This window comes from Enterococcus sp. XAF26B05_ASV22, from assembly GCF_056727285.1.
On record NZ_CM161538.1, the window covers coordinates 1,368,411 to 1,393,989 of the forward strand.

A 25,579-nucleotide genomic window follows, 5' to 3' on the forward strand; every position below is an offset into this window, starting at 1 on the left:
ATATAATCATGATAGAATAACAAAGTTGTTAATTCAAAACGACAAAAAAACTTGAAAAATCAGGAAAAAAGTTGTTGACAAATAACAAACAATCTGGTAAACTAATGAAGTTGTCACGAAACATTCGATAACATCAAGCAGAAAAAAACTTTGAAACTTTTTTAAAAAAGTGTTGACATCAAATCGAAGATTTGGTATGATATAAAAGTTGCTGCGAGGTGACACAGTAGACCTTTGAAAACTGAACAAAGTAAGACGAACCAAATGTGTAGGTTGTTTTTACAACGGTAAAAACAAACAACAATTTTTAACAAAGCAAAGCAATATGCTAGCAAACAAATGAGCTTAACAATCTTCGGATTGTGTTCAACTTTTATTATGAGAGTTTGATCCTGGCTCAGGACGAACGCTGGCGGCGTGCCTAATACATGCAAGTCGAACGCTTCTTTTCTACCGAGTGCTTGCACTCATTTGAAAAGAGGAGTGGCGGACGGGTGAGTAACACGTGGGTAACCTACCCATCAGAGGGGGATAACACTTGGAAACAGGTGCTAATACCGCATAATAATCGACACCGCATGGTGTTGATTTGAAAGACGCTTTCGGGTGTCACTGATGGATGGACCCGCGGTGCATTAGCTAGTTGGTGGGGTAACGGCTCACCAAGGCCATGATGCATAGCCGACCTGAGAGGGTGATCGGCCACACTGGGACTGAGACACGGCCCAGACTCCTACGGGAGGCAGCAGTAGGGAATCTTCGGCAATGGACGGAAGTCTGACCGAGCAACGCCGCGTGAGTGAAGAAGGTTTTCGGATCGTAAAACTCTGTTGTTAGAGAAGAACAAGTAGGAGAGTAACTGCTCTTACCTTGACGGTATCTAACCAGAAAGCCACGGCTAACTACGTGCCAGCAGCCGCGGTAATACGTAGGTGGCAAGCGTTGTCCGGATTTATTGGGCGTAAAGCGAGCGCAGGCGGTTTCTTAAGTCTGATGTGAAAGCCCCCGGCTCAACCGGGGAGGGTCATTGGAAACTGGGAGACTTGAGTGCAGAAGAGGAGAGTGGAATTCCATGTGTAGCGGTGAAATGCGTAGATATATGGAGGAACACCAGTGGCGAAGGCGACTCTCTGGTCTGTAACTGACGCTGAGGCTCGAAAGCGTGGGGAGCAAACAGGATTAGATACCCTGGTAGTCCACGCCGTAAACGATGAGTGCTAAGTGTTGGAGGGTTTCCGCCCTTCAGTGCTGGAGCTAACGCATTAAGCACTCCGCCTGGGGAGTACGACCGCAAGGTTGAAACTCAAAGGAATTGACGGGGGCCCGCACAAGCGGTGGAGCATGTGGTTTAATTCGAAGCAACGCGAAGAACCTTACCAGGTCTTGACATCCTTTGACCACTCTAGAGATAGAGCTTTCCCTTCGGGGACAAAGTGACAGGTGGTGCATGGTTGTCGTCAGCTCGTGTCGTGAGATGTTGGGTTAAGTCCCGCAACGAGCGCAACCCTTATTGTTAGTTGCCATCATTCAGTTGGGCACTCTAGCGAGACTGCCGGTGACAAACCGGAGGAAGGTGGGGATGACGTCAAATCATCATGCCCCTTATGACCTGGGCTACACACGTGCTACAATGGGAAGTACAACGAGTCGCTAGGCCGCGAGGTCATGCAAATCTCTTAAAGCTTCTCTCAGTTCGGATTGTAGGCTGCAACTCGCCTACATGAAGCCGGAATCGCTAGTAATCGCGGATCAGCACGCCGCGGTGAATACGTTCCCGGGCCTTGTACACACCGCCCGTCACACCACGAAAGTTTGTAACACCCGAAGTCGGTGAGGTAACCCTTGTGGAGCCAGCCGCCTAAGGTGGGATAGATGATTGGGGTGAAGTCGTAACAAGGTAGCCGTATCGGAAGGTGCGGCTGGATCACCTCCTTTCTAAGGAATATTACGGAAACTTACACATTCGTGGACACTTTGTTCAGTTTTGAGAGGTTTACTCTCAAGTTAATAGCGCCATGGGGCCTTAGCTCAGATGGGAGAGCGCCTGCTTTGCACGCAGGAGGTCAGCGGTTCGATCCCGCTAGGCTCCATTAGTAACCACTAGGTTACTAATATTGTTCATTGAAAACTGGATATTGAAGTAAAAAAGTAATCAAAACAAACCGAGAACACCGCGTTGAATGAGTTTTTTAAGTAAAATAGTTCGAAGCTTATTTTATTGGTGACGCCTCTATCGCTAGAGAAACGAACCAAACAATTGACCGCAAGGTCATCAGGTTAAGTGAATAAGGGCGCACGGTGGATGCCTTGGCATTAGGAGCCGATGAAGGACGGGACTAACACCGATATGCTTTGGGGAGCTGTAAGTGAGCTATGATCCAGAGATTTCCGAATGGGGAAACCCAGCATCTTTTATAGGATGTTACTTTCCAGTGAATACATAGCTGGTTAGAGGTAGACGCAGAGAACTGAAACATCTAAGTACCTGCAGGAAGAGAAAGAAAATTCGATTCCCTGAGTAGCGGCGAGCGAAACGGGAAGAGCCCAAACCAACAAGCTTGCTTGTTGGGGTTGTAGGACTCCGATGTGGTAGTCTGTCAAGATAGTCGAAGAACCTGGAAAGGTTCGCCAAAGTGGGTAATAGCCCCGTAGACGAAATGTTGGCAACACCTAGGAGTATCCTGAGTACGGCGGAACACGAGAAATTCCGTCGGAATCCGCGGGGACCATCCCGCAAGGCTAAATACTCCCTAATGACCGATAGTGAACCAGTACCGTGAGGGAAAGGTGAAAAGCACCCCGGAAGGGGAGTGAAATAGATCCTGAAACCGTGTGCCTACAACAAGTCAAAGCCCGTTAATGGGTGATGGCGTGCCTTTTGTAGAATGAACCGGCGAGTTACGATTGCATGCGAGGTTAAGGTGAAGAGCCGGAGCCGCAGCGAAAGCGAGTCTGAATAGGGCGAATGAGTATGTAGTCGTAGACCCGAAACCATGTGATCTACCCATGGCCAGGTTGAAGGTGTGGTAAAACGCACTGGAGGACCGAACCCACGTACGTTGAAAAGTGCGGGGATGAGCTGTGGGTAGCGGAGAAATTCCAAACGAACTTGGAGATAGCTGGTTCTCTCCGAAATAGCTTTAGGGCTAGCCTCGGAATTAAGAATGATGGAGGTAGAGCACTGTTTGGACTAGGGGCCCATCTCGGGTTACCGAATTCAGATAAACTCCGAATGCCATTCATTTATATCCGGGAGTCAGACTGCGAGTGATAAGATCCGTAGTCGAAAGGGAAACAGCCCAGACCACCAGCTAAGGTCCCAAAATATATGTTAAGTGGAAAAGGATGTGGGGTTGCACAGACAACTAGGATGTTGGCTCAGAAGCAGCCACCATTTAAAGAGTGCGTAATAGCTCACTAGTCGAGTGACCCTGCGCCGAAAATGTACCGGGGCTAAACATATTACCGAAGCTGTGGATTACACCTCTGGTGTAATGGTAGGAGAGCGTTCTAAGGGCGTTGAAGGTCGATCGTGAGGACGGCTGGAGCGCTTAGAAGTGAGAATGCCGGTATGAGTAGCGAAAGACGGGTGAGAATCCCGTCCACCGTATGACTAAGGTTTCCTGGGGAAGGCTCGTCCGCCCAGGGTTAGTCGGGACCTAAGCCGAGGCCGATAGGCGTAGGCGATGGACAACAGGTTGATATTCCTGTACCAGTTGTTTTTGTTTGAGCAATGGAGGGACGCAGGAGGCTAAGGAATGCATGCGACTGGAAGTGCATGTCCAAGCAGTAAGTCTTGAGTAGAGTCAAATGCTTTACTCTATACGGATAAGCTGTGATGGGGAGGGAAATAATAGTACCGAAGTTCCTGATGTCACACTGTCAAGAAAAGCTTCTAGTAAGAAAACAACTGCCCGTACCGTAAACCGACACAGGTAGTCGAGGAGAGTATCCTAAGGTGAGCGAGCGAACTCTCGTTAAGGAACTCGGCAAAATGACCCCGTAACTTCGGGAGAAGGGGTGCTGACTTCGGTCAGCCGCAGTGAATAGGCCCAAGCGACTGTTTATCAAAAACACAGGTCTCTGCAAAATCGAAAGATGAAGTATAGGGGCTGACGCCTGCCCGGTGCTGGAAGGTTAAGAGGATGGGTTAGCTTCGGCGAAGCTCAGAATTGAAGCCCCAGTAAACGGCGGCCGTAACTATAACGGTCCTAAGGTAGCGAAATTCCTTGTCGGGTAAGTTCCGACCCGCACGAAAGGCGTAACGATTTGGGCACTGTCTCAACGAGAGACTCGGTGAAATTTTAGTACCTGTGAAGATGCAGGTTACCCGCGACAGGACGGAAAGACCCCATGGAGCTTTACTGTAGCTTGATATTGAGTGTTTGTACCACATGTACAGGATAGGTAGGAGCCGATGAACCCGGAACGCTAGTTTCGGTGGAGGCGCTGGTGGGATACTACCCTTGTGTTATGAACCCTCTAACCCGCACCACTTATCGTGGTGGGAGACAGTGTCAGGTGGGCAGTTTGACTGGGGCGGTCGCCTCCTAAAGAGTAACGGAGGCGCCCAAAGGTTCCCTCAGAATGGTTGGAAATCATTCGCAGAGTGTAAAGGCAGAAGGGAGCTTGACTGCGAGACTTACAAGTCGAGCAGGGACGAAAGTCGGGCTTAGTGATCCGGTGGTTCCGCATGGAAGGGCCATCGCTCAACGGATAAAAGCTACCCTGGGGATAACAGGCTTATCTCCCCCAAGAGTCCACATCGACGGGGAGGTTTGGCACCTCGATGTCGGCTCGTCGCATCCTGGGGCTGTAGTCGGTCCCAAGGGTTGGGCTGTTCGCCCATTAAAGCGGCACGCGAGCTGGGTTCAGAACGTCGTGAGACAGTTCGGTCCCTATCCGTCGCGGGCGTTGGAAATTTGAGAGGAGCTGTCCTTAGTACGAGAGGACCGGGATGGACTTACCGCTGGTGTACCAGTTGTTCTGCCAAGGGCATTGCTGGGTAGCTATGTAGGGAAGGGATAAACGCTGAAAGCATCTAAGTGTGAAGCCCACCTCAAGATGAGATTTCCCATTTCTTTAAGAAAGTAAGACCCCTGAGAGATGATCAGGTAGATAGGTTGGAAGTGGAAGTGCAGTGATGTACGGAGCGGACCAATACTAATCGGTCGAGGACTTAACCAAAAAAACAAAATAAAAAAGAGTTTCGGAATGTTTGATTACTACTTCAATCCAGTTTTGAGTGAATAATCACTCAACTAAATAGCAACAACACCCAGTGTGGTGGCGATAGCGAGAAGGATACACCTGTTCCCATGCCGAACACAGAAGTTAAGCTTCTTAGCGCCGATTGTAGTGAAGGGTTTCCCTTTGTGAGAGTAGGACGTCGCCACGCTAATTATTCCGGCATAGCTCAGTTGGTAGTAGCGCATGACTGTTAATCATGATGTCGTAGGTTCGAGTCCTACTGCCGGAGTTCCTTAATATAGGACTTATGAGTAATGTTTGCTTCTTTTTAACTTTGGAGAGTTGTCCGAGTGGCCGAAGGAGCATGATTGGAAATCATGTAGACGGTTAACGCTGTCTCAAGGGTTCGAATCCCTTACTCTCCGTATTAAGTTTTATTGGCCCGTTGGTCAAGCGGTTAAGACACCGCCCTTTCACGGCGGTATCACGGGTTCGATTCCCGTACGGGTCATTTATATTTATTGGAGGTTTAGCTCAGCTGGGAGAGCACCTGCCTTACAAGCAGGGGGTCGGCGGTTCGATCCCGTCAACCTCCATTAAATTACGGTTTGGTAGTTCAGCTGGTTAGAATGCCTGCCTGTCACGCAGGAGGTCGCGGGTTCGAGTCCCGTCCAGACCGTTAGTATTATAGTTTTGGCGCAGTAGCTCAGTTGGTAGAGCAACGGATTGAAGCTCCGTGTGTCGGCAGTTCGATTCTGTCTTGCGCCATTTGGAGGAATAGCGAAGTGGCTAAACGCGACGGACTGTAAATCCGTTCCTTAGGGTTCAGTGGTTCGAATCCACTTTCCTCCATTACATAGTAGGGATATAGTTAAACGGTATAACTACGGTCTCCAAAACCGTCATTGTGGGTTCGATTCCTACTATCCCTGTTAATATATTATGGCGATTGTGGTGAAGTGGTTAACACAGCGGATTGTGGTTCCGCCATGCGTGGGTTCGATCCCCATCAGTCGCCCTTGCTCTAAATTTTATATTATGTATATTATGGCGATTGTGGTGAAGTGGTTAACACAGCGGATTGTGGTTCCGCCACGCGTGGGTTCGATTCCCATCAGTCGCCCTTAGCTTTAAATTTTATTATTGGGGTATAGCCAAGCGGTAAGGCAACAGGTTTTGATCCTGTCATGCGTTGGTTCGAATCCAGCTACCCCAGTTTTCTCTTTTAGAGAATTTGTAAATTGTAATATGGCGGTATAGCCAAGTGGTAAGGCAGAGGTCTGCAAAACCTTCATCACCGGTTCAAATCCGGTTACCGCCTTGCAAATTATTTAATGCCGGCGTGGCGGAATTGGCAGACGCGCTGGACTCAAAATCCTGTGATCTTACGATCGTGCCGGTTCGACCCCGGCCGCCGGTATATGCCAAGCATCAACGTTTATCTTACGTTGGTGCTCTTTTTTTTCTTTCATTTTTTCTGATGTCCGTCAAATGTCCGTCAGATGTTGGTCAAACCATCAATGTCATATTTATTTTTAAAATATTATTTTACTACATTGAGCTATTTAAATTTAAAGTTTTGGACATTGCTGATGCAGATGTTTTTTTAGATTTACTATCTAAATGTGCGTAGATATTTGCAGTAGTAGAAAAATCACTATGACCCAACCAGTCTTGAATTTCCTTTAAAGATACATCACTCGCTAATAATAAACTTGCACAAGTATGTCTTAGATCATGAAATCGGATAATTCTAAGGTCTTCATACTGTATTAGCAATTTTTTGAATTTTTTTGTTATAAAATCTGGTTTAAGAATTTTTCCAAGTTCATCTACACATATATAATCTAAAAATTCATTTGAATAGCCTGTTTGTAATAGTTTTTTTCTTTGCTGTTGTTCTAATTTTACTTGTAATAATTTTTCTTCAACTTCTGGAACAAGTGGGAGGGAACGAAAACTTGATTTAGTTTTTGTTCTATTTTTTTTTCGAATTTTTCTAACACCATCGATTTCGACGTTTGTTACTACATGATTGATTGTAATTACTTTATTAGAAAAATCTATAGAACTCCATCGTAATCCTAAAACTTCACTTCTTCTTAATCCATAAAAACATGCCAATAAAGTGGGAATTTCTAATTTAGTTCCAGCCATGCATTCAAATAATTTTTGGGTTTCTTCAATTGAGTAAAAGCTTCCAATAAAAGTATTTTTTTGTGGCTTTTCTACTTTATCTGCTGGATTAGAATCGATTAAATCATTTTTTACTGCATACTGCAAAGATTTTCTAATAATTGCATGGTAGTGTATAACTGTATTAGTTGTACAATTATCAGTAAGGATAGTGAAATAGAATTCTTGGATATCGTTGGGCTTTAAACCTTCTAAAGTGTATTTCTTTGTGTCGTAAAAGAAACGTTTAATTCGTCCATTCACTTGTTTTTGGTAGACACTAAAAGTAGTGTCTTGTACAGAAGCTTTAATTATTATTAACCATCTTTGTAAAAACTCATAAAAATCTGTTTTATCTGTTTTAACTGAACTACTATCAATAGTGTTTGAAAGTTCATCTTGTAATTTTTGAATTGAATTATCAAGAATTACTTGAGCTCGTTTTTTATTTCCTTTTATTGGCAATTTTGTTGTTTTAGATTTTCGTTGTCTAACATTTTGATGGTCATAATAAGTTGTAACTGCGTGATAAATTCTTCTTTTTATTTCTAAGTGGCCTGTTACCTCCATGGAAATCCTCCTATAAAAGCAACAATTCATTCTAAATCTCTTGATAAAATAAGTTTATCACAGAAATTTTGGAATGAATATACTATAATTTATTTTTAAGAAGATACTTAATGATTGATGATTTAGGAATTTTATAAATTCTTCCAATTTTTATATGGTATATTTCGTTATTTCTTAACAAATTATAAGCAGTATGCTTTCCAATCTTTAACATTTTACATAATTGACCAACATCAACAACATCAGGCCACTTTTGAAAAATATTCTTTTTATATGAGTTAATTAAACTTCACTCCTTGTCAAAAAGTATTGCTATTCAAACGGCTATTGGAATATAGCTCCGCAAGAGTTAATTACTCCTTACCCATTCTTATGGGTGTAACGTGCAATGCTTTGAGGGCGTTCAACACGTGCGTATCATTATCAATTTGTAAGTGTCCTGGCTATTCAATTTTCCAAGTTGAATTAAGTCTATATGGTTATCGCTACTAACTTAATTATGGCGCATATAACTTTAAGCTCGACATACAAAAAATGTATTTGAATAGGTATTCAATTTTCAATGAGCAAGAGTCAGTTAATAGCAAGAAAAGCGAGGAAAGGGACTCGCTTTTCTTGCTACTATCCAATTTTAAAATCTAGAATTTTAATAATAAGTTTTATTTCCAATTTTCGTTTCATTTCTAAATCAACTTGATAGCTAATGATGCCATACTCACTTTCGACAGGACGCGTGGACAAAGCAGACGTGTATCTATCATAATGGTTGACTACAGCATTGATTGCTTCAATATCTCCAGCTGTAGCTGCTACAATTGTTTTGTATGGAACTAAATTTTGTTGTTTAACAATAGCTGTCATGTTCGTCATTATTTCACCCCCTCTTAAGAAAAAAATCTTTAATAGCATCCAAAGCTTTTTTTCGATGATAAGCAATAGTTCTTCTAGCAACATTTGTTTCTTTGCTAATTTCGTTATCATTCATTTCTAAAAAATAATACATTAGCAGGATGTCTTTATCCTTTGATGGAAGTTGTTTAATTGCTTCTGCCAATAAATCATTTTTAATAGCAATGTCATAACCAATAACTTCAAATAACGAAGAATTAATTGAATACTCATCAAATGAATAAAGTTGTTCCAGTTCATCTGGTGAAAGTGCGCTAAAAGGAATTTCTTTTTCGAGACTTTCTTGATATTTCTTTGAAGTAGTCCTTTTTTTCAAAATTTACTACTTTCTTACAGAAACTATCAAATTGATGTTGGGTTGTTTTTTCATGTTCATCAGGAAAATCTGACTTCATAAATGTTCACCTCTTTCTAACACAGGATAGGATAGGTAGGAAAGTGAACTAAATTAATACTTTACACTTTCGTTAATATATGGACGAGAGTTAATGTAAATGGCAACACTGCTTACATCTTTTTTTAAAACTAAAAAAAACCAACTAAAAAATATTTTTAGTTGGTTAGGCAGACTGATTTTATAGGCTATTATTTTGTACTCATTTTCTAATTGTTTTGTATGTAATATCCTTTTTTGCATATCATTCAGTCCTTTATGTTAGTCTGATGTATTCTAAGTTGCTTAAGGAAGTTTTAGAGGATTCATGATTAGTATAGATTAATACAATAGCCGGAATCAAGAATTAATTGTTAGAATAGTTTGACTATTGAGAAATAATCTGTTACTCTTTCCTCGGATAGGTAGGAATTTTGTTGCAACAATTTATTAATTTAAAAAATAGAAGAGTAGCAAGCATAGGAAGTGTGGTCACACTTCCGGTTTTTTATTTTTTTTGCAGTAACAAAAAAATGATAAAAAAGTTTGTTGGGGAAATCCCCAAACCCCTTAAATAAAAGACATGAACAGTAAGAAAGGAGAAAAAATATAGTAAATAGAACAAGAAATATACCAGTCAAATTTATGGTAACTGAAGCTGAAAAAAAAATTATACGAGAAAAAATGAATCAGTCCAAAACAGAAAATATGGGAGCTTATTTAAGAAAAATGGCAATCGATGGTTATATAATAAAAACTGATTATAGTTCATTAAAAAAAAATACTCTTGAAATAAATAAGATTGGCGTAAATATCAATCAAATTGCAAAGCGACTGAATAGTGTTGATCGAGTTTATTATCAAGATATACAAGAGTTAAAAAAGATGATGGAGAAAATATGGCAGCTACAAAGATCCATCCTATCAAAGTAACTTTAAAGAAAGCCATCGACTATATTTGTAACCCAGCGAAAACTGATGGTGAAGTACTTATTTCATCTTTTAATTGTTCCCACAAAACTGCGGCTTTAGAATTTCAACTCACTCTAGATCAAGTTAAAATGAAAAAAGGAAACAATAAGGCACATCATCTTTTTCAATCATTTAAAATAGGGGAAGTAAAGCCAGAAAAAGCTCATGAAATTGGTAGGAGATTAGCGGAAGAGGTCTTGGGTGGAAAGTATGAATATGTATTAGCAACTCATATTGATAAGAAACATATTCACAATCATATTATTTTTTGTGCAGTTGATTTCATAAACTATCGTAAGTTTAATTCTAATAAAAAATCATATTATAGAATTAGAAATATTAATGATCGCTTGTGTAAAGAGGAGGGATTATCTGTTATACCACCTAATCATGGTAAAGGTAAAACTTATAAAGAATGGTTAGAGAATAAAAATGGCAATAGTTGGAAAGCTAAACTAAAAAAAGTGATTGATGAAGCTGTACTTAAAAGTGATTCTTTTGAGGATTTCTTAGGTGAAATAAAAAAAAAGAATTATGAGATTAAATTTGGAGAACACATTGCCTTTCGTGCAAAAGGACAAGAACGTTTCACTAGAATGAAAGTGCTTGGGGAGCAATATAGAGAAGAGAGCATTAGGCAAATTATTAATAATCCCTACTTAAAAAATCAATTTGTAATAAAAAATCTTGAAGCTGAAAATGATTCTACTTTGATAAAAAAAATCGAGACTAGTATTAAAATTCATGAAGTTAAAGGCAACAGTTATAAAGAAAAAATTAATTTATTAAAACATGCTGCTAGAACAATTAATTATCTAAGCGAAGAAAAGATTTATTATTACGATGAAATAGAGAAAAAACAATTGAAACTTACTTCTGAAATGTCAAAACAACTTGAATCTTTGAAGAAGATTAACGGACAATTGAAAGTAGGGGCTGATTTAACTAAGATGGATAAATTAAATAAGAAGAAGGAGAATATTCTTGAAGAATATTTTTCGCTTAAGAAGAGAATTAGTGAATTAGTTCGAGCAAAGAAAAACATAGATAAAATTTTTAGATTTAAAAATGAAAAAGAAGTAGAGAAGAATAACTTTTTATAGAAAAGAACTTTGAAATGAAATAGAGATTGGAGTGAGTAGATGGAGAGTAAATTATATTGTAGTGATTGTGGAAAAGAGATTTCAAAAAAAATAAAGATAATCAATGCACTCAGTGTATGTTAAAGAAAAGTCTAAATGTTTTGTTTAATAAAACTTTTTTATCGATTATATTGATTGGATTTTTAGTGTTTTTAGCATTTCATATTTTTAGAGATCAACCAGAAAATGTGAGAATCTTATATACGTGGATATTCGTAGGGCTACCATTTGGAATGAAACGAATGTGCTTATTTTTTGTTCCAAAAAATTTTGATATTGCAGGTACTGTAGGTGTGTTGGCATTCAATTTTATTGTCGGAGGGATTATTGGAGGGTTTATAGTAATTTGGAAACTGTTCGGAGCAATATGGAGTTTCATTGCTTTTTTTATAAAATGTATTTAAAATCTATTCTTGAAAGATAGACTATCTAATTTTTTTGAGTGTTTTATGGGGGATTTAAAAAGGAAGAGTGTTTTAATGATTGTTGATAAAAATGCAAACCTAAAGTATAAATTTGACAATCTTCATTTTGGGACGGAGGCTCAGTATGTTTGTACAGTCGGGCTAAATGAAGTGACCATAAACAAATACATTCAAGAACGAAAAAAACATAACATTGCGTTAGATAAACTGAGTGTTAAAGAATATGAGGCACCTTTTAAGGGTTAGCGAGTGATAGTCTATCCCTTACCCTTAAGAGGTGACGAAAGAGACAAAGGCAATATAGCATGAACATAATAATGTGAAAGCTAGCATTTTTAGATGCTAGATTATAAAAATATTGATTTAAGTGTTGTAAAGGTTAAACAAATGTGGTGGACAGATTCTAGAGAGCCTCTCTATCAAAAGCATGGTGAAATGCTTTCTAAGTGGCCGCTCCATGGTGTGTATTTTGGATGGAAATGATGACAGAATTAATTGAAGAAAATGTATTGTCTCACGAGAAGTATATTCCCTGCTTCTTATGAGACTAAAGATGATAAGAATTGTAAATCATTTCATCCAAACTTTAATGCCTGTTTGTAAAGCGATATCTTTGGCAGTTTTTTCTTTTAATATTTTTTCTATTTCTACATTCAAAAAACTCTCTCATATCACAAAAATAATGAAAATTGAATAATCTCAAAATAATTTATAGGCAAAATAAATCTTCAATGTACCATATATATTTGAATCAATTTCATAATTCCAAGAACCGCTCAAACTCGCTATTTCTCGTATCAGATTTCATGAAAGATTGGATGAAATCTGATAGTATCAATGGGGAGGTAACATATTTTCGAGTATTAGAAACGTTGTTATATCAATGCTAATAATTATGAAATTAATTCATTTATATATTTTATCTTTTTTCGTTAAAAACTAAGTTGATTTACAAAAGAACAGAGCTTCTTCTTCTAAAGATTTGACTATTTTATGTTTCTTAATTCTTTTAAGAAAATGTAATCCATCATCAATTTTATCCTTATCTCCACTTAGTATTCCTTCCCGTACCTCGCATAGAAAATGATAGTCAAAACGGTTTATCCTCTTCGATAGGTTTAGACTTTTCTTATTAGAAATAATAGCTGAATCAAAATTGTCTGTGTTCAAATAAAGTGTAGTTAAGTTTATATACAGACCTACTATAATAGGCTGTACATTTTCCAAGCCTTCATATCGTTGTAACTCTTTTTCTACTCTTTTGGCAATACATAATGCTGTATCAATTGGGTAATAAAATAACGAACAGCCAGCGATTCTCAACTCATTTAATGTCCAAGAATCCATAGAATTAATTCTTTCCCACACTTTATTAATGTCTGATTTTCCAAAAAAAGTATCGTCTTTTTCTAACGAAAGATTGGGCAACGTAATTAAGGTTGAAGCCAGAATAAAAATATCATTAATCAGTTTGTCATCATTTATCTTTAAGTAAGTTTTACAATCATTTATCACTAACCTAAGTTTATCCACTTGCATGTTATCTGTTATTTTCCAGAAATCAATAAGAATTTGTTTTTTTAAGTCTGTGGTTTCAGAAAGATACTCAAATTCATCAAAAGATACATCAAGAATGTTTAATATATGAGAAAAACTTCTATAATTTGGTGTTGTTTGTCCGCTCTCTATTCTAGACAACGCCGCTCGGCTAATGAAATTTTGACATACTTCACTTTGACTTAACCTTTTACTTTTTCTGATTTTTTTTATCAGTGATCCTATAACTCTGTCGTCCATATTTTTCAGCCTCATTTCTTGAAAAGTTGATTTTTATATACAGTTTGATTCATAAGAAATTTTATCATGTATACTTTTAATTAACAATAACTGGAAGGGAGAGACATTATGTTTGAATTACTAATTTGGATTATTGGTGGATAAATAGTTTTAAATTCTTAAAAAGAAAAACTTTGACAAGTAGGAATCGAGGTTATCCTTGCTTAAATTATTCTATACACGAATTGAAGAAGCAATTAATCAAAAAGAAAAATTTCTAAACCTATCTTTATCTAGGGATCGAAACCAAGCTGTAACTAAATTTCGATTCTTAGAAGATAAACTAAGGTCTATTTTAGCCGAGTTACTAATTACACACTCTTTAAATGAGAGCTTTGATAATAACATCAATGAATTTGTTATCTCTAAAAACTGCTATGGGAAACCTTTAGTTACTAATTTTGACAATGTATATTTTAACGTTTCGCACTCAGAAAATTTTGTCATATGTGCTGCTAGTGATGGGAATGTTGGGATTGATATAGAAAAGATAGGACTGTCAAGCCCGCTAAACGCTGAGAATTTTTTTCATGAATATGAAGTCGAACAATTAAGCATGCGTACGGAAGAACTTAAAAAAGAATTATTCTATAAAATTTGGGTTCTCAAAGAAAGCTATTTAAAGTTCAAAGGATTTGGCTTGACAATGCCATTAAATAGCTTTTTTGTCAAGGAGAATGAAGGAAGATTTATAGTCACAGAAACCAATAAAACTAACAATTGCTCTACAAACCTGATTAAACTAAAGAAAATAGATGTAGATTACTATTTAGGTATATGCGCCGAGTCCTCAGAAATTGACGATTTAAAGTATGTCTCCGTAGATGATTTATTTTTAAATTATTCAGAGAGTCATTTAAAACCAATATATGTAAGCACAGAAAGGAAATCTCAATGAAAAAGAAAATTTTAATGATTGGTTATTCCATGGTTTTTTTGAATCACTTCAAAGAAAGGAAAGATATAGGTATATATATTATTGAAGAAAAAGAGCTTTTCGAAAAAAATAAACTTCATACAATAGAAAACCCATTAATACAAAATGTTTTCTTTGGCGATTATATAGACTCCGAGGATTGTATCGACATAGCTGTGAATCTTGATAAAGAAATCGGATTTGACGCTGTTTTTCCCTCTAAAGATTATGCTGTAAGAACTTCAGGGAAAATTGCTGAGAAACTTCAATTACCAGGCCTAGGTGCATTAAATAGTGAAATTCTTACAAATAAAATTTTTTTGAGAAATTTTTGTGAAAAACTGAACATACCGCACCCTCGATATTCAGAAATTATGAAGAAAGAAGAACTTAGAGAATTTTTTACGGGTTCTCCTATAATTTTTAAACCCGCTACAATGCAAGCTAGCATGGGGATTAGTATCATCAAGAGGGATGAAGAAATTAACACTGGTTGGGATGCGACAACGTCAACGAAAGAAAATGAAAAGATTTCTATATCAAGAAATGTTTCGAGAAAAAACATTGCGGAAGATTATCTAGAGGGCAAAGAATTTAGTATTGAAACCTTAGTAAAGAACAATAAAATAATTTTCTCTAATATTACCGAAAAAATAGTATATGCTGATAGTTTTGTAGAAGAAGGTCATATTGTACCTGCTAAACTAACTAATGAAAATCACCAGGCCTTGCTTAAAGAAAAACAGAAGTTAGTATCAAAAATGAAAATAGACTCAGGGTTATTACACTCAGAATGGAAGTTACATGAAGGTAAAGCAACCTTAATTGAATGCGCTGGAAGGATCCCAGGGGACTATATTTACGATTTAATTAGTTACTCATATAATTTTGATTTTTTAAATGAATACTTAATGGTTCTTGCGAATGGAAAAGCGAATATCTCAAATGAACCAACAAAAGTTAGTGTAGTTCGATATTTCAATTCAAAACCTGGCGTACTAAAAAAAATTGTAGGGTTGGATAGTTTGCTAATACCAGAAGTAGTCGACTGGTCTATCGAAAAAGCTCATGGGGATACTATTTCTGATGTTTGTTCCTCTTGGGACAGAATTGGACATTTTGTCGTAGTTTCAGATTCTTATGAAACAAGCTTAAAAATCTCTGACTCAATTTTAAAACAAGTTGAGTTTATAGTATAAATTTAAATTAAGGAGAAAAAATGAAAAATCAAGAAAGTATATTTGAATTTTTTAAGAACTCTAAGAAAATAAAATTTATGGCTTTAGCCATATTCTTATCAAACATAGGCAGTGGTATGCAACTAATTGCTGTTAGTAGACTCCTCTATGATAGAACCAATAGTGCTACATCAATTGGTGTAGTTCTTATACTACAGTATGTAGTGATGTTTCTAGTGCAGTTTATCTCTGGAACAATAGTAGATAAAAAGAATCAAAGAAATATTCTTATTCTTTGTGATTTAATAAAAGGTCTTTTGATAGTTGGTGTTGGCATTCTATTTTTCAGATCATCTAATGCCAGTTTATTTTTCCTATATCTTATTCTTGTTCTCTTCAATTTTGTTGCCCCTTTCTTTTCGAATGCCCAGTTCACATTAATTCCAAAACTTGTACAGGGTGAAGATGAACTCTTACAAGCGAACAGTATAATAACGACACTCTTTCAAGCTGGACAATTAATTGGTAGTGCAAGTGTCGCCTCGATAATATACTTTCTAAGCCCATCTACCGCATTGATTATCTCTGGGAGTATGTTCCTCCTTTCTTCATTTTGTTTCAACTTAATTAAATATAAAAAAGAAATTGAAGAAAATACAAAAGTATCAACATCAAAATTCAGTTTTTTCGAGGACTGGAAATATGTTATTAAAGAAATTAGCAGAGAAAAAAGCCTGCTTGCCCACTTATTAATCAGTTCAGGTGACTATATGGCTGTAAATATTTTTAATTTAATGCTAATTCCATTAGTTGCAATTTTTTACAATAACAATAGTCTGTTTATATCATTATTTGATAGTGGATTTGCTATAGGAGCAATGATTGTAGTAACTTTTGTAACTTACCTTTCTAAAAGAGTTGGTACAAATAATTCTGCTGTTATCGGTCTATTTGCTCAATCTCTAATTCTTATACTATTAACTTCGAAATTGAATGTTTTTCTAACTTTTATTCTGATGATTTTATATGGTTCAGCAAATTCCTTCTCTATTACAATTTTTAACACAAATTTACAAAAAAGAACTACTACAGACTTTATGGGTCGCATCAACTCAGTCAAAAACTTTATTGTTTCGCTATTGACTATTAGTTTAGTTCCCTTCCTTTCAAAGGCTTTTGATGTTTCTGTTGAGCAAGGGTTAATTACTTCAGGAGTCGTTTTATTTGTTTATTCTTTAGTTTCTTTTCTATTTGGACGAAATTTTCTATTTGGAAAAAATTACTTAAAAAAAGCAATTCAAGTCAAAAACTTAGAAGATGAAAGTAGGTAACATATTGTGAAAAAAATTAATCAAATAAATTTATTGTGCTTCCCTTATGGTGGAGGTGGGGCCAGCTTATATAGTTCCTGGGAAAAAAAACTACCAGACTTCATAAGTGTTTTCCCAATTCAATTACCTGGTAGAGAAAGAGAAATTGGGGAGACTCCATTCACTGATTTAAGTATTGCTGCTGACTATTTTGCAGATTATATAAGAACGGAATTTCAAGGAAAGGATATTGCTTTTTTTGGACACTGCTTTCTTGGTTCAGTATTAGCTTTTGAAGTGATAAACCGATTAAAAAATTTTGGTGATATTCGAATTCACCATCTTTTCGTCTCAGCTGCTTTTTCTCCTAGTAGCGTACGTGATTATCAAATTGACTTAGAAAAGGATGACGAATTTATTTCTAAGGTTGAAAAATTGACAGGACAAAAAAATGAAGCTTTCGCAATTCCAGAACTTAAAGAGCTTTTACTGCCAACCTTTAAAGCAGACTTCAAGATGGATATTGAATATTTCCCAAATGAATCTTCAATCGATATACCTATTACAGGAATTTATGCGACAAGCGATATGTTCGTTAGTCAAAAAGATGTAAAACAATGGGGGAATCATTCAACTAAAGACTTTGATCTATTTGAGGTTGATGGAGAGCATATGTATATTATGGAAAATCAAGAGTCAGTACTCAATGTGATTCAAAATAAATTAAATACGAAAGTTGTGGAAGAAATTGAATAGACTAAAAAACAAAGTAGTTTTAATTACAGGAGCAGGAAGAGGTATAGGCAGAGCATGTGCTCTAGCGGCTGCAAAAGAGGGCGCTGATATAGTGATATCGGATGTCGAAAAAAATATTGAGGATGTCCCTTATGATCTATCATCCTCATTACAGTTGGAAAAAACTGAAACTGACTGTAGAAACTTTGGTGCATCAGTTTTGAAAATTTTTGCTGATGTAACCAAAATCGAAGAGATTTCTGCAATGATTCAAGAAGTTATGGATAGGTTCGGGAGAATTGATGTACTTATAAACAATGCCGGCATCGGTGCTCCTGCCGGCAAAGCTACTCATGAACATACTGAAAAAGAGTGGAAAGTATTGATAAACGTGAACCTTTCGGGACCGTGGCGAATGATTAAAATGGTAGCACCTATCATGATAAATCAAAATTGCGGAAGCATTATCAATATCGCATCTACAGCAGGGCTGTTAGGTTACAAACACTTTGTAGGATATGTTGCTTCAAAACATGGAGTAATTGGCTTGACAAAATCAGCAGCACTTGATTATGCCCTTAACAATGTACGTGTTAATGCAATATGTCCGGGACCGGTTTTTGATGATGAGGATGTTGACGGCAGTATGACTAAAGTAGTTGCAGACTCTTTAGGTATACAACTAGGTGAACAAGAAGAAATTGATTTGCAATCAGTAGCTATGGGAACAGTTGTTTCTCCAAATGATGTTGCAGACGCAGCAGTTTGGTTGGGCAGTGATGAGTCCTTGAGGGTAACGGGTAGCAGTATAACGGTTGATGCGGGATATTCAATAAAATAATTAGGAGAAAAAAATGCGAAATTCATTCACAAATAAAATTGAACTACAAACAGCGAAAGATACAAATACTATAACTGCATCAAATCTATCAGATGTCTCTATACATTCAATTCAGAACAGAGCTAATGATTTACCATTAAATGATTATTATTTTCAACATATTGTTGAAAGTAATGATAATAACTTTTCTTCTTTACTAAAAAAGGAAAAAGAAAGAACAATTGGTTATTCAGATAAAGTTAGAATAATTCTACTTGAAGGAAAAAACGATAACTTTCTGATTCTATCATCAAATAGAGCTAAAGCTGATCTTCGTTTATTGAGTAAAGTTTACAAATTTTTAGTTGAAGAGATCGAAATGTTAGTTCGTGATGATTCATTTAAAATAAATGAAATTGTAAAAGGGCAATTATCTTGGGGAATTCCTTCTCTTGCCTTAAAGAACAAGAAAGTAACATACAAATACTTGATTAAAGAATTACAAGGTAAACCATTAATCAACTTTAATTTAACCAACAAAACATTTCTATCCTTATTAGCTAAGACCTTAAAAAAATATACAAGTGAAAAAAATCTGATTCATATGATTAATATGACAGAAAATAACTATATTGAACAATATGTTTTTTTTAACGAACATGGCGAACTTATTGAACAAGACCTTATCAATAATGCAGATGAAAAGGAATGTGGAATTCAGTTATGGGTAATTGATAAAAATGAGAAAAACAAACTCAATTATGTCCCTTTTTTAAGCCCCGTTGTTCCTTTATCAATAATTTTAAATAAGACTGATGGTATAATTAGTTCTATTTCTCTTCAGTCAAGTGATGACGCCATAGAAGAATCAGTACTCATACAATTCGGAGATATTTTACTTTCTTATATAGAGAAATGTACAAAAGTTACCGATATGTCAATTACAGACAAAATAAACTCATTAACACTACCTTTTATTAAAGAACCGAAACAGGTCAATAAAGAAAATTTAGCTAAACTACTACAAGAGGTTATGAGTTCAAACAAAAATAACATTGCCCTTTCAGATGATAATGGAGATCTCACTTATCAAGAACTGGATCTACTGAGCAACCGAGTTGCTTTAAACCTTAGTAACTCTGGTGTCAATGTCGGAGATAAAGTGGTAGTCACCATGAATCAGACGAATGAATTGATAATTATGTTAATAGGAATAATTAGAGCTGGGGGAGTTTATATTCCTATTGATCCAAAATACCCTTCTGAGAGGATTTCCTTTATTCTTAAGGATTCTAAAGCTCAATACTTGATAACAAGCACTCCTTCTCAAAGTTTAGACAACAATTTTAAAGAATTGCATGATGAAAAACTTCTATCAAATTATCATGAAAAAGAACAGGACAGTAAACTTCAGGTGATAACCGATAAATCAGGCTATATCATTTATACCTCTGGTACTACAGGAGTGCCTAAAGGTGTTGTAGTACGTAGTAAAAATATTTTAACTCTTTTTAATGCTACAAAAGAGAGATTTACTTTTGGAAATCATGATGTTTGGACAATGTTCCATTCCTCCTCTTTTGATTTTTCCGTTTGGGAAATGTGGGGATGCTTACTTAGTGGTGGGAAATTAATCGTTGTTTCAAGAGAAAATGCAACTTCTTTGTATGATTTTTATGAACTACTTAAGCGACAAAAAGTTACTGTTTTGAACCAGACTCCTTCTTCTTTTTATGCTCTTCAAAATATTGATTCAGAAAATCGAGAGTCTCAGTTGAACTCTTTAAGATTGATTATCTTCGGCGGTGAAGCCCTTGATCAAACTAAACTAAAGAAATGGTATTCAAGATATTCAGCCACTAAATGTCAGTTAGTAAATATGTACGGGATAACTGAAACTACTGTGCATGTGACACTTAAAGAAATTAAAAAATCTGAAATTAAAGTTAAGAGCAATAATGTTGGGCTTCCCTTAAATGGTTGGGGAATCTCAATTAGAAATACTGAAGGGAACTTATGCCCATTAGGAGTTGAAGGAGAGATTTGGGTTTCAGGCTTTGGTTTATCTGAAGGATATTTGAACAGAACAGAACTAACTAAAGAAAAATTTGTTTACGATATACTCACAGACAGAACTTGGTACAAAAGCGGTGACTTAGGAAGAATGAGATCAGACGGTAGCATCGATCATCTGGGAAGGATAGACAATCAAGTGAAAATCCGTGGTTATAGAATTGAACTTGATGAAATAAGAGAACAGATTGAAAACATATCTGGCATTACTGATGCTGCTGTCATAGTTAGTAATTCGAAAGATGGAGAAGAAGGATACGATCAGATTATTGCTTACTATGTTAGCGATACAAGTTATTCGAATGAACAAATCAATAATAAACTGATGAGGAAGCTGCCTTCATACATGAGTATTTCCCAATCTTATCAAGTGGAAAATATTCCTCTTACCATAAATGGAAAAATTGATAAAAAAGAACTATTAAAAAATCATTCTTCCAAGTCTACAGATAATATAAATGCTCAAAAAAATCAAGGTAACAATTTGGTAAATATTTGGGAGAAAATACTGAATCAACAAATTGAAGAAGAAGATAATTTCTTTGAATGTGGAGGTAACTCTTTGCTAGCAGTCGCTCTTTTGTCTGAACTAAAACAATCACTTAATGCAAAACTTTCACTAAAAGACTTGTATGTTTATTCATCACCGAAAAGTATGCAAAATTATATTGAATCTTTAGAAAGTGAACGAGATTAGTTATGGATAAAGAAAATTCACCTAAAATCGGAATTATTTATGGTACAGGGTCAGCCAATCCTTTGTCAATCCATGCAGCTTCCGTAAATTTCTGTAACCTAGTTTTCCTCTACAGTCATGATATTAGTGAAAAAGATTTTAAGCAAATTGAAGCGTTGAAAAATCATATAAAATCTTACGACATAACTAATTTGGAACAAGACTTAATTATAAAAATTTTAGAAGAAGAAGAGGTTTCAGGAATCACTACTTTTAGTGAGTATAAATTATATGAAACTTCAGTTTTAGTAAATCAGCTTGGACTAATAGGAAACTCTCCTAATACAGTATCAAACTTGGCAAATAAACTAAACCAAAGAAAAGCTCTAAATGAAAATCCTGTTACAGCTATACGATCTGTTGCTCTTAAACCAGATAAATTATCCGACTGTCTAAACTATGTTGGAATACCAGCTATATTAAAACCGATGGCTGGCGCAGGAAGTCAATGGACCCGTAAAATAAACTCTCTGGAGGAATTAGAGCAATCTATTGAAGAATTCCCATCATCAATAGAATATATACTGGAAGAGTTTTTAGTAGGACATGCAAAGTTCGATAATGCAGTTTTTGGAGATTATGTTTCTGTTGAATCTGTTCATGCTAATGGGAAATCCCAGCAATTATCAATCACTGGAAAACTACCATTGACTAAACATTTTTCCGAAAGTGGGATGTTCCTTCCTCAACCATTTTCGGAAAAGATAGAAAATGAAATACTAAAAGTCGAATCAGAAGCAATTAAAACATTAGGAATTACTTCTGGTACTACCCATACAGAAATTAAAATAACCAAAAATGGTCCAAAAATTATTGAAGTGAATGGAAGAATGGGTGGATATGTTTCCGAGCTTATAAAAAGAGCTTATGGTTTTGATCTAATAAAAGCTACTCTTAAAGCAGCCATAAATAAAGAAGTTACTTTTACTAAAAAAGAAATACATCAAATATACTTCCAAGTTTATTTGTTTGCTCCTGAAAATAGCTTCGGTTATTTTAAAAAGATTGACGGAATTGATAATTTAAAAACCCTTTCTGATATTAATTTTGTTCAAATATTAAAAAATGAAGGTAGTAAGATTGACTATAGGCTTGGTACTGAGAATATGGTTGGAATTGTTTTTGGAGCAAGTAGTAATTTAGAAAACTTACATCAAATTACTAAGTTAATAAATGACAAAATCTGTATCCGATTCAATTCAAATTAGAGAGGAAAAAATATGAAATCAAAAGAAAAGGTAATGGCTATCAATGAAGAGTTTCAAAATTCTATAGAAAAATATCCTGATAAAGTTGCGATCGTTTATGAAAAAGAAAAGCTAACTTATAAAGAACTAGATTTAATCTCATCTAGTCGAACAAATTATTTACTTAATCATGGAGTGAAACACGGAGATCGGATTGGTGTCCTAATTGAAGATAGTTTAGAGTTCGTCATTTCGATAATATCATTGATAAAAATCGGTGCTTGTTACATTCCAATTTCAAAAAAAGAAAATTCAGAATATATAAATAATTTAGTTATAGAAGCTAATATTTCAAAGGTGCTTTCAATATCTAGTATGGATTATCCTTGTCTAATTTATCCTCGTTTTAACGAAGTGATGGCTATTGAGAAAAACCAGCCGAATATAGGAATAAGAGACACAAATATTGCGTATATAATGTTTACTTCAGGCACTACTGGAGAACCAAAAGGCGTTCAGATTTCACATAGCAATATCATCAACCTAGTCAAAAATGACGTTTATTTGAAGCTGACAGAGAACAATATTTTTCTTCAAACCGGTGCTTTTTCATTTGATGCTACCACCTTTGAAATATGGGGAGCTTTACTAAATGGAGGAACAGTTGTTTTAACAGATTTGTCTAGTGTTACTAATTTTGATTATTTGAGTGAACTCATAATTCGGAACAAGGTAAATACGATGTGGTTGACATCCCCTTTATTTTCTATTGCAGTTGAAAAAAAAATCTCTCTATTTGATTGTATTATGCACCTAATTATCGGTGGAGATATAGTCCGTCCAGAAGATACAAATAAAACCCTTAAAAGGAACCCTTCGCTTTCAATTTACAATGGTTATGGACCGACAGAATGTACTACATTTACAACTCTATATAAGATTGAGTTTGATCCGTTAGAAAAACCAATTCCAATTGGCAAACCCTTAAAAAATGTTTCTGTGTATATATTTGACGAAAATTTAAAAGAATTAAAGAGCGGTGTAATTGGAGAATTATATATTGGTGGAGCAGGAGTATCGCCAGGATACATTAAAGAAACCATTTCTGAAGACAGTAAGTTTATTAGTAATCCATTTGCAGATGGAAAATTATATAGGTCTGGAGATTTAGCCAAAATGGATACCAATGGAGTTATCCATTTTGTAGGACGAAAAGATCGTCAATTTAAAATACGTGGCTTTAGAGTAGAACTGAGTGCAGTTGAAAATGTATTATCCAAAATAAATGGGGTACAATCTGTAGCAGTAACAATTTCTATCGATTCCACGGGGAGAAAAAACTTGGTAGCATGCATAAAATTGAATGAAGGATTTCAATTAACCGAAGATGAAATTAGGAATGAATTTAAGATACTTGCTCCATCTCATATTGTACTTTCTGTGATAAAAATAGTCCCGTCCATTCCCATGAATAGAAACGGAAAAATTGATTATAAAAAAATCTTAGACTTGACAAATGAGAATGTAAAATCAGAAATTGATGCCGAGACTCTTTCACCAGAGAGAACTGTCCAACAAATAATTCAAAAAAATATGGACACGAAAATAGATGATACTTCAATATCATTTTTTGATATCGGTTTAGATTCTTTGACTAGTATTTATGTAGCTGATGAAATAAACAAAACTTTTCAGATAAATATTGAACCAACCGATATGATCTTGAGTCCTACAATAGATAGTTTTATTCAATTAGTACTTACTAAAAAAACAAGTGAAAGATATGTAACTAAATCTGATAGCTATGAAAACGGATATTTCGAGCTTTTGAATCAACAAACTCCGTTATATGTTGATTATTCTATAAATCCAAATAGTACGAGATATAATGTTCCTCTTTTATTTGAATTACCTAATAATATTGATATTAATAAGTTAATGGAAGCTATTGAAAATACTATCAATCGACATGATGGGTTAAAAACAAAATTTAATATTGAAGGTGGAAAATTACAGCAACAAATAGATCAGTATTGCAGTCCTAACATAATGTTTGCAAACACCATTCCAAATCTTGAAGAGCTTATAACTCCTTTCGACTTAGAAAACGGTCCGCTATACAAAGTAGTTATCTTAACTAAAGGTAGCAATAGGTGGCTCTTTATGGATTTCCATCATATTGTTGTGGACGGTTTTTCCTTAAAAGTGATTTTAGAAGATATAGAAGCTGTTTACTTAAGCAATACTTTACCACCTTTAAAGTACTCTTACCGTGATATTGTAATCAGCTCAAGAAAATATTTTGAGGAAAATCAAAGTAATTCTGAAGAATTTTGGAAAATGATTTTTAGTAATTATTCAGGTATGAGTTCTTTACCTTATGATTCTTCATCCAATGAAAGTTCTATTAAGAATAATAAAAAAATTGATTTCACTATCTCTCAAAACCTTTACTTATCATTAAAGGAATGGTGCAAACTAAATAACTTTACTGTATTTGAAGGTTTAGTAATTTGCTACAAAGATTTCCTTCACGAAATAACCGGTAGTGAAAGTATTTCCTTTGCGACGCCAACGAGAGAATTCTCACAATTATCAAATGTACCAACGGTTTCTATGCTTACAAATACGCTCTGGATTATGTCCAATAAACCTTCTAAAAATTCACTTGTGATAGAAGACTTCATATATAAATTGAGAAAAGCACAAGGCAACCAGAGTATAGAGAGTGAACAGATATATAATCTGAAACGTTCAAAAAATGACAATAATATTGATGAAACGCTAATAGCTTATCATGACTACGAATCAATAAAGAAATCTTTCTTGGGCCAAAAAATCTTAAGTAAACCAATTGTACCTACTGAGGGCATGTTTTCTTTAAATATGCAGATTTATGATTTAGGCGATTCTTTAAATGTTGAATGGGAATACCTTTCAGATTTATTTGAATTTGAAACAATGCAAACATTAGTAGAAATTTTTAGCAACATACTAAAAGAATTACGATAAAATAAAAAATGGAGATATGG

General features: G+C 35.5%; 16 protein-coding genes, 14 tRNA genes, 3 rRNA genes and 1 pseudogene. 29 read left to right on the plus strand and 5 right to left on the minus strand.

Annotated features, from left to right (window positions below; translation table 11 throughout):
* Positions 1–374: 374 nt before the first annotated feature.
* The 17 genes from AC1PU0_RS06740 to AC1PU0_RS06820 all read left to right on the plus strand — a co-directional run bounded on the left by AC1PU0_RS06740 (position 375) and on the right by AC1PU0_RS06820 (position 6,610).
* Positions 375–1,935: ribosomal RNA gene (locus AC1PU0_RS06740) — 16S ribosomal RNA — on the plus strand.
* Positions 1,936–2,017: 82 nt separating this feature from the next.
* Positions 2,018–2,090 (plus strand) — tRNA-Ala (locus AC1PU0_RS06745).
* 185 nt (positions 2,091–2,275) lie between these two features.
* A 23S ribosomal RNA gene (locus AC1PU0_RS06750) occupies positions 2,276–5,187 on the plus strand.
* Positions 5,188–5,282: 95 nt separating this feature from the next.
* Positions 5,283–5,398: ribosomal RNA gene (gene rrf / locus AC1PU0_RS06755) — 5S ribosomal RNA — on the plus strand.
* The 16S, 23S and 5S rRNA genes sit together here with 14 tRNA genes alongside, the layout of an rRNA operon.
* A 7-nt stretch (positions 5,399–5,405) precedes the next feature.
* Positions 5,406–5,479 (plus strand) — tRNA-Asn (locus AC1PU0_RS06760).
* Positions 5,480–5,526: 47 nt separating this feature from the next.
* Positions 5,527–5,615 (plus strand) — tRNA-Ser (locus AC1PU0_RS06765).
* A gap of 14 nt (positions 5,616–5,629) precedes the next feature.
* Positions 5,630–5,701, plus strand: a tRNA-Glu gene (locus AC1PU0_RS06770).
* A gap of 12 nt (positions 5,702–5,713) precedes the next feature.
* Positions 5,714–5,786: transfer RNA gene (locus AC1PU0_RS06775), tRNA-Val, on the plus strand.
* Between the two features lie 9 nt (positions 5,787–5,795).
* Positions 5,796–5,869 (plus strand) — tRNA-Asp (locus AC1PU0_RS06780).
* A 16-nt stretch (positions 5,870–5,885) separates the two neighbouring features.
* Positions 5,886–5,958: transfer RNA gene (locus AC1PU0_RS06785), tRNA-Phe, on the plus strand.
* Positions 5,959–5,961: 3 nt separating this feature from the next.
* Positions 5,962–6,042: transfer RNA gene (locus AC1PU0_RS06790), tRNA-Tyr, on the plus strand.
* 9 nt (positions 6,043–6,051) lie between these two features.
* Positions 6,052–6,122, plus strand: a tRNA-Trp gene (locus AC1PU0_RS06795).
* A gap of 13 nt (positions 6,123–6,135) precedes the next feature.
* Positions 6,136–6,208: transfer RNA gene (locus AC1PU0_RS06800), tRNA-His, on the plus strand.
* 32 nt (positions 6,209–6,240) lie between these two features.
* A tRNA-His gene (locus AC1PU0_RS06805) sits at positions 6,241–6,313 on the plus strand.
* Positions 6,314–6,334: 21 nt separating this feature from the next.
* Positions 6,335–6,406 (plus strand) — tRNA-Gln (locus tag AC1PU0_RS06810).
* Between the two features lie 34 nt (positions 6,407–6,440).
* Positions 6,441–6,511: transfer RNA gene (locus AC1PU0_RS06815), tRNA-Cys, on the plus strand.
* Positions 6,512–6,526: 15 nt separating this feature from the next.
* Positions 6,527–6,610, plus strand: a tRNA-Leu gene (locus AC1PU0_RS06820).
* A gap of 131 nt (positions 6,611–6,741) precedes the next feature.
* Here the strand turns inward: AC1PU0_RS06820 and AC1PU0_RS06825 are convergent.
* The 4 genes from AC1PU0_RS06825 to AC1PU0_RS06840 form a co-directional block, all read right to left on the minus strand.
* A complete protein-coding gene (locus AC1PU0_RS06825) occupies positions 6,742–7,935 on the minus strand; it encodes a tyrosine-type recombinase/integrase (protein WP_479998786.1) in 1,194 nt (397 codons plus the stop codon).
* A gap of 82 nt (positions 7,936–8,017) precedes the next feature.
* The gene (locus AC1PU0_RS06830) at positions 8,018–8,218 is read right to left on the minus strand and encodes a helix-turn-helix domain-containing protein (protein WP_206850421.1); all 201 of its coding nucleotides are present in this window, start codon (positions 8,216–8,218) and stop codon (positions 8,018–8,020) included.
* Positions 8,219–8,556: 338 nt separating this feature from the next.
* Positions 8,557–8,805 (minus strand): helix-turn-helix domain-containing protein, encoded by a 249-nt coding sequence (locus AC1PU0_RS06835; RefSeq protein ID WP_206850349.1) that lies wholly within the window; start codon positions 8,803–8,805, stop codon positions 8,557–8,559.
* Positions 8,806–8,809: 4 nt separating this feature from the next.
* Positions 8,810–9,160: an RNA polymerase sigma factor gene (locus tag AC1PU0_RS06840; RefSeq protein WP_479998787.1), complete on the minus strand. Its 351-nt coding sequence runs from the start codon at positions 9,158–9,160 to the stop codon at positions 8,810–8,812.
* Positions 9,161–9,847: 687 nt separating this feature from the next.
* On the opposite strand from AC1PU0_RS06840, the gene AC1PU0_RS06845 reads away from it, so the two are divergent.
* The 4 genes and pseudogenes from AC1PU0_RS06845 to AC1PU0_RS06860 all read left to right on the plus strand — a co-directional run.
* Positions 9,848–10,150 (plus strand): MobC family plasmid mobilization relaxosome protein, encoded by a 303-nt coding sequence (locus AC1PU0_RS06845; RefSeq protein WP_479724034.1) that lies wholly within the window; start codon positions 9,848–9,850, stop codon positions 10,148–10,150.
* Positions 10,117–11,292 (plus strand): relaxase/mobilization nuclease domain-containing protein, encoded by a 1,176-nt coding sequence (locus tag AC1PU0_RS06850; protein ID WP_206850354.1) that lies wholly within the window; start codon positions 10,117–10,119, stop codon positions 11,290–11,292. The genes AC1PU0_RS06845 and AC1PU0_RS06850 overlap by 34 nt, the downstream gene beginning before the upstream one ends.
* A 116-nt stretch (positions 11,293–11,408) precedes the next feature.
* Positions 11,409–11,735 (plus strand): DUF6050 family protein, encoded by a 327-nt coding sequence (locus tag AC1PU0_RS06855; protein ID WP_206850356.1) that lies wholly within the window; start codon positions 11,409–11,411, stop codon positions 11,733–11,735.
* 42 nt (positions 11,736–11,777) lie between these two features.
* A pseudogene (locus tag AC1PU0_RS06860) lies at positions 11,778–12,002 on the plus strand (transposase); the annotation flags it as partial.
* Positions 12,003–12,695: 693 nt separating this feature from the next.
* Here the strand turns inward: AC1PU0_RS06860 and AC1PU0_RS06865 are convergent.
* Positions 12,696–13,553, minus strand: coding sequence for a helix-turn-helix domain-containing protein (locus tag AC1PU0_RS06865; protein ID WP_206850358.1), 858 nt, complete (start codon positions 13,551–13,553; stop codon positions 12,696–12,698).
* A gap of 199 nt (positions 13,554–13,752) precedes the next feature.
* Here AC1PU0_RS06865 and AC1PU0_RS06870 point away from each other — a divergent pair, with 199 nt between their 5' ends.
* Genes AC1PU0_RS06870 through AC1PU0_RS06905 form a run of 8 tightly spaced genes read left to right on the plus strand, consistent with a single transcriptional unit; the run spans position 13,753 to position 25,559 of the window.
* Positions 13,753–14,490: a 4'-phosphopantetheinyl transferase family protein gene (locus AC1PU0_RS06870; RefSeq protein ID WP_206850360.1), complete on the plus strand. Its 738-nt coding sequence runs from the start codon at positions 13,753–13,755 to the stop codon at positions 14,488–14,490.
* Positions 14,487–15,707 carry an ATP-grasp domain-containing protein gene (locus AC1PU0_RS06875; protein ID WP_206850362.1) on the plus strand — a complete coding sequence of 407 codons (1,221 nt, stop codon included), beginning with the start codon at positions 14,487–14,489 and terminating at the stop codon, positions 15,705–15,707. The genes AC1PU0_RS06870 and AC1PU0_RS06875 overlap by 4 nt, the downstream gene beginning before the upstream one ends.
* Positions 15,708–15,727: 20 nt before the next feature.
* A complete protein-coding gene (locus tag AC1PU0_RS06880) occupies positions 15,728–17,017 on the plus strand; it encodes an MFS transporter (RefSeq protein WP_206850363.1) in 1,290 nt (429 codons plus the stop codon).
* A gap of 6 nt (positions 17,018–17,023) precedes the next feature.
* Positions 17,024–17,752 (plus strand): thioesterase, encoded by a 729-nt coding sequence (locus AC1PU0_RS06885; RefSeq protein ID WP_206850364.1) that lies wholly within the window; start codon positions 17,024–17,026, stop codon positions 17,750–17,752.
* A complete protein-coding gene (locus AC1PU0_RS06890; protein WP_206850365.1) occupies positions 17,745–18,572 on the plus strand; it encodes an SDR family NAD(P)-dependent oxidoreductase in 828 nt (275 codons plus the stop codon). The genes AC1PU0_RS06885 and AC1PU0_RS06890 overlap by 8 nt, the downstream gene beginning before the upstream one ends.
* 13 nt (positions 18,573–18,585) lie before the next feature.
* A complete protein-coding gene (locus AC1PU0_RS06895; RefSeq protein WP_206850366.1) occupies positions 18,586–21,321 on the plus strand; it encodes a non-ribosomal peptide synthetase in 2,736 nt (911 codons plus the stop codon).
* A 2-nt stretch (positions 21,322–21,323) separates the two neighbouring features.
* Positions 21,324–22,568: an ATP-grasp domain-containing protein gene (locus tag AC1PU0_RS06900; protein ID WP_206850367.1), complete on the plus strand. Its 1,245-nt coding sequence runs from the start codon at positions 21,324–21,326 to the stop codon at positions 22,566–22,568.
* Between the two features lie 12 nt (positions 22,569–22,580).
* Positions 22,581–25,559: a non-ribosomal peptide synthetase gene (locus AC1PU0_RS06905; RefSeq protein ID WP_206850368.1), complete on the plus strand. Its 2,979-nt coding sequence runs from the start codon at positions 22,581–22,583 to the stop codon at positions 25,557–25,559.
* Positions 25,560–25,579 lie beyond the last annotated feature (20 nt).

What these genes read in the sequence shown, in the direction of transcription:
- AC1PU0_RS06825 (WP_479998786.1), bottom strand. Translation starts at nt 7,935, where the DNA reads ATGGAGGTAACAGGCCACTTAGAAATAAAAAGAAGAATTTATCACGCA.
- AC1PU0_RS06835 (WP_206850349.1), bottom strand. Translation starts at nt 8,805, where the DNA reads ATGACGAACATGACAGCTATTGTTAAACAACAAAATTTAGTTCCATAC.
- AC1PU0_RS06850 (WP_206850354.1), top strand. Translation starts at nt 10,117, where the DNA reads ATGGCAGCTACAAAGATCCATCCTATCAAAGTAACTTTAAAGAAAGCC.
- AC1PU0_RS06855 (WP_206850356.1), top strand. Translation starts at nt 11,409, where the DNA reads ATGTTAAAGAAAAGTCTAAATGTTTTGTTTAATAAAACTTTTTTATCG.
- AC1PU0_RS06865 (WP_206850358.1), bottom strand. Translation starts at nt 13,553, where the DNA reads ATGGACGACAGAGTTATAGGATCACTGATAAAAAAAATCAGAAAAAGT.
- AC1PU0_RS06875 (WP_206850362.1), top strand. Translation starts at nt 14,487, where the DNA reads ATGAAAAAGAAAATTTTAATGATTGGTTATTCCATGGTTTTTTTGAAT.
- AC1PU0_RS06880 (WP_206850363.1), top strand. Translation starts at nt 15,728, where the DNA reads ATGAAAAATCAAGAAAGTATATTTGAATTTTTTAAGAACTCTAAGAAA.
- AC1PU0_RS06895 (WP_206850366.1), top strand. Translation starts at nt 18,586, where the DNA reads ATGCGAAATTCATTCACAAATAAAATTGAACTACAAACAGCGAAAGAT.
- AC1PU0_RS06900 (WP_206850367.1), top strand. Translation starts at nt 21,324, where the DNA reads ATGGATAAAGAAAATTCACCTAAAATCGGAATTATTTATGGTACAGGG.
- AC1PU0_RS06905 (WP_206850368.1), top strand. Translation starts at nt 22,581, where the DNA reads ATGAAATCAAAAGAAAAGGTAATGGCTATCAATGAAGAGTTTCAAAAT.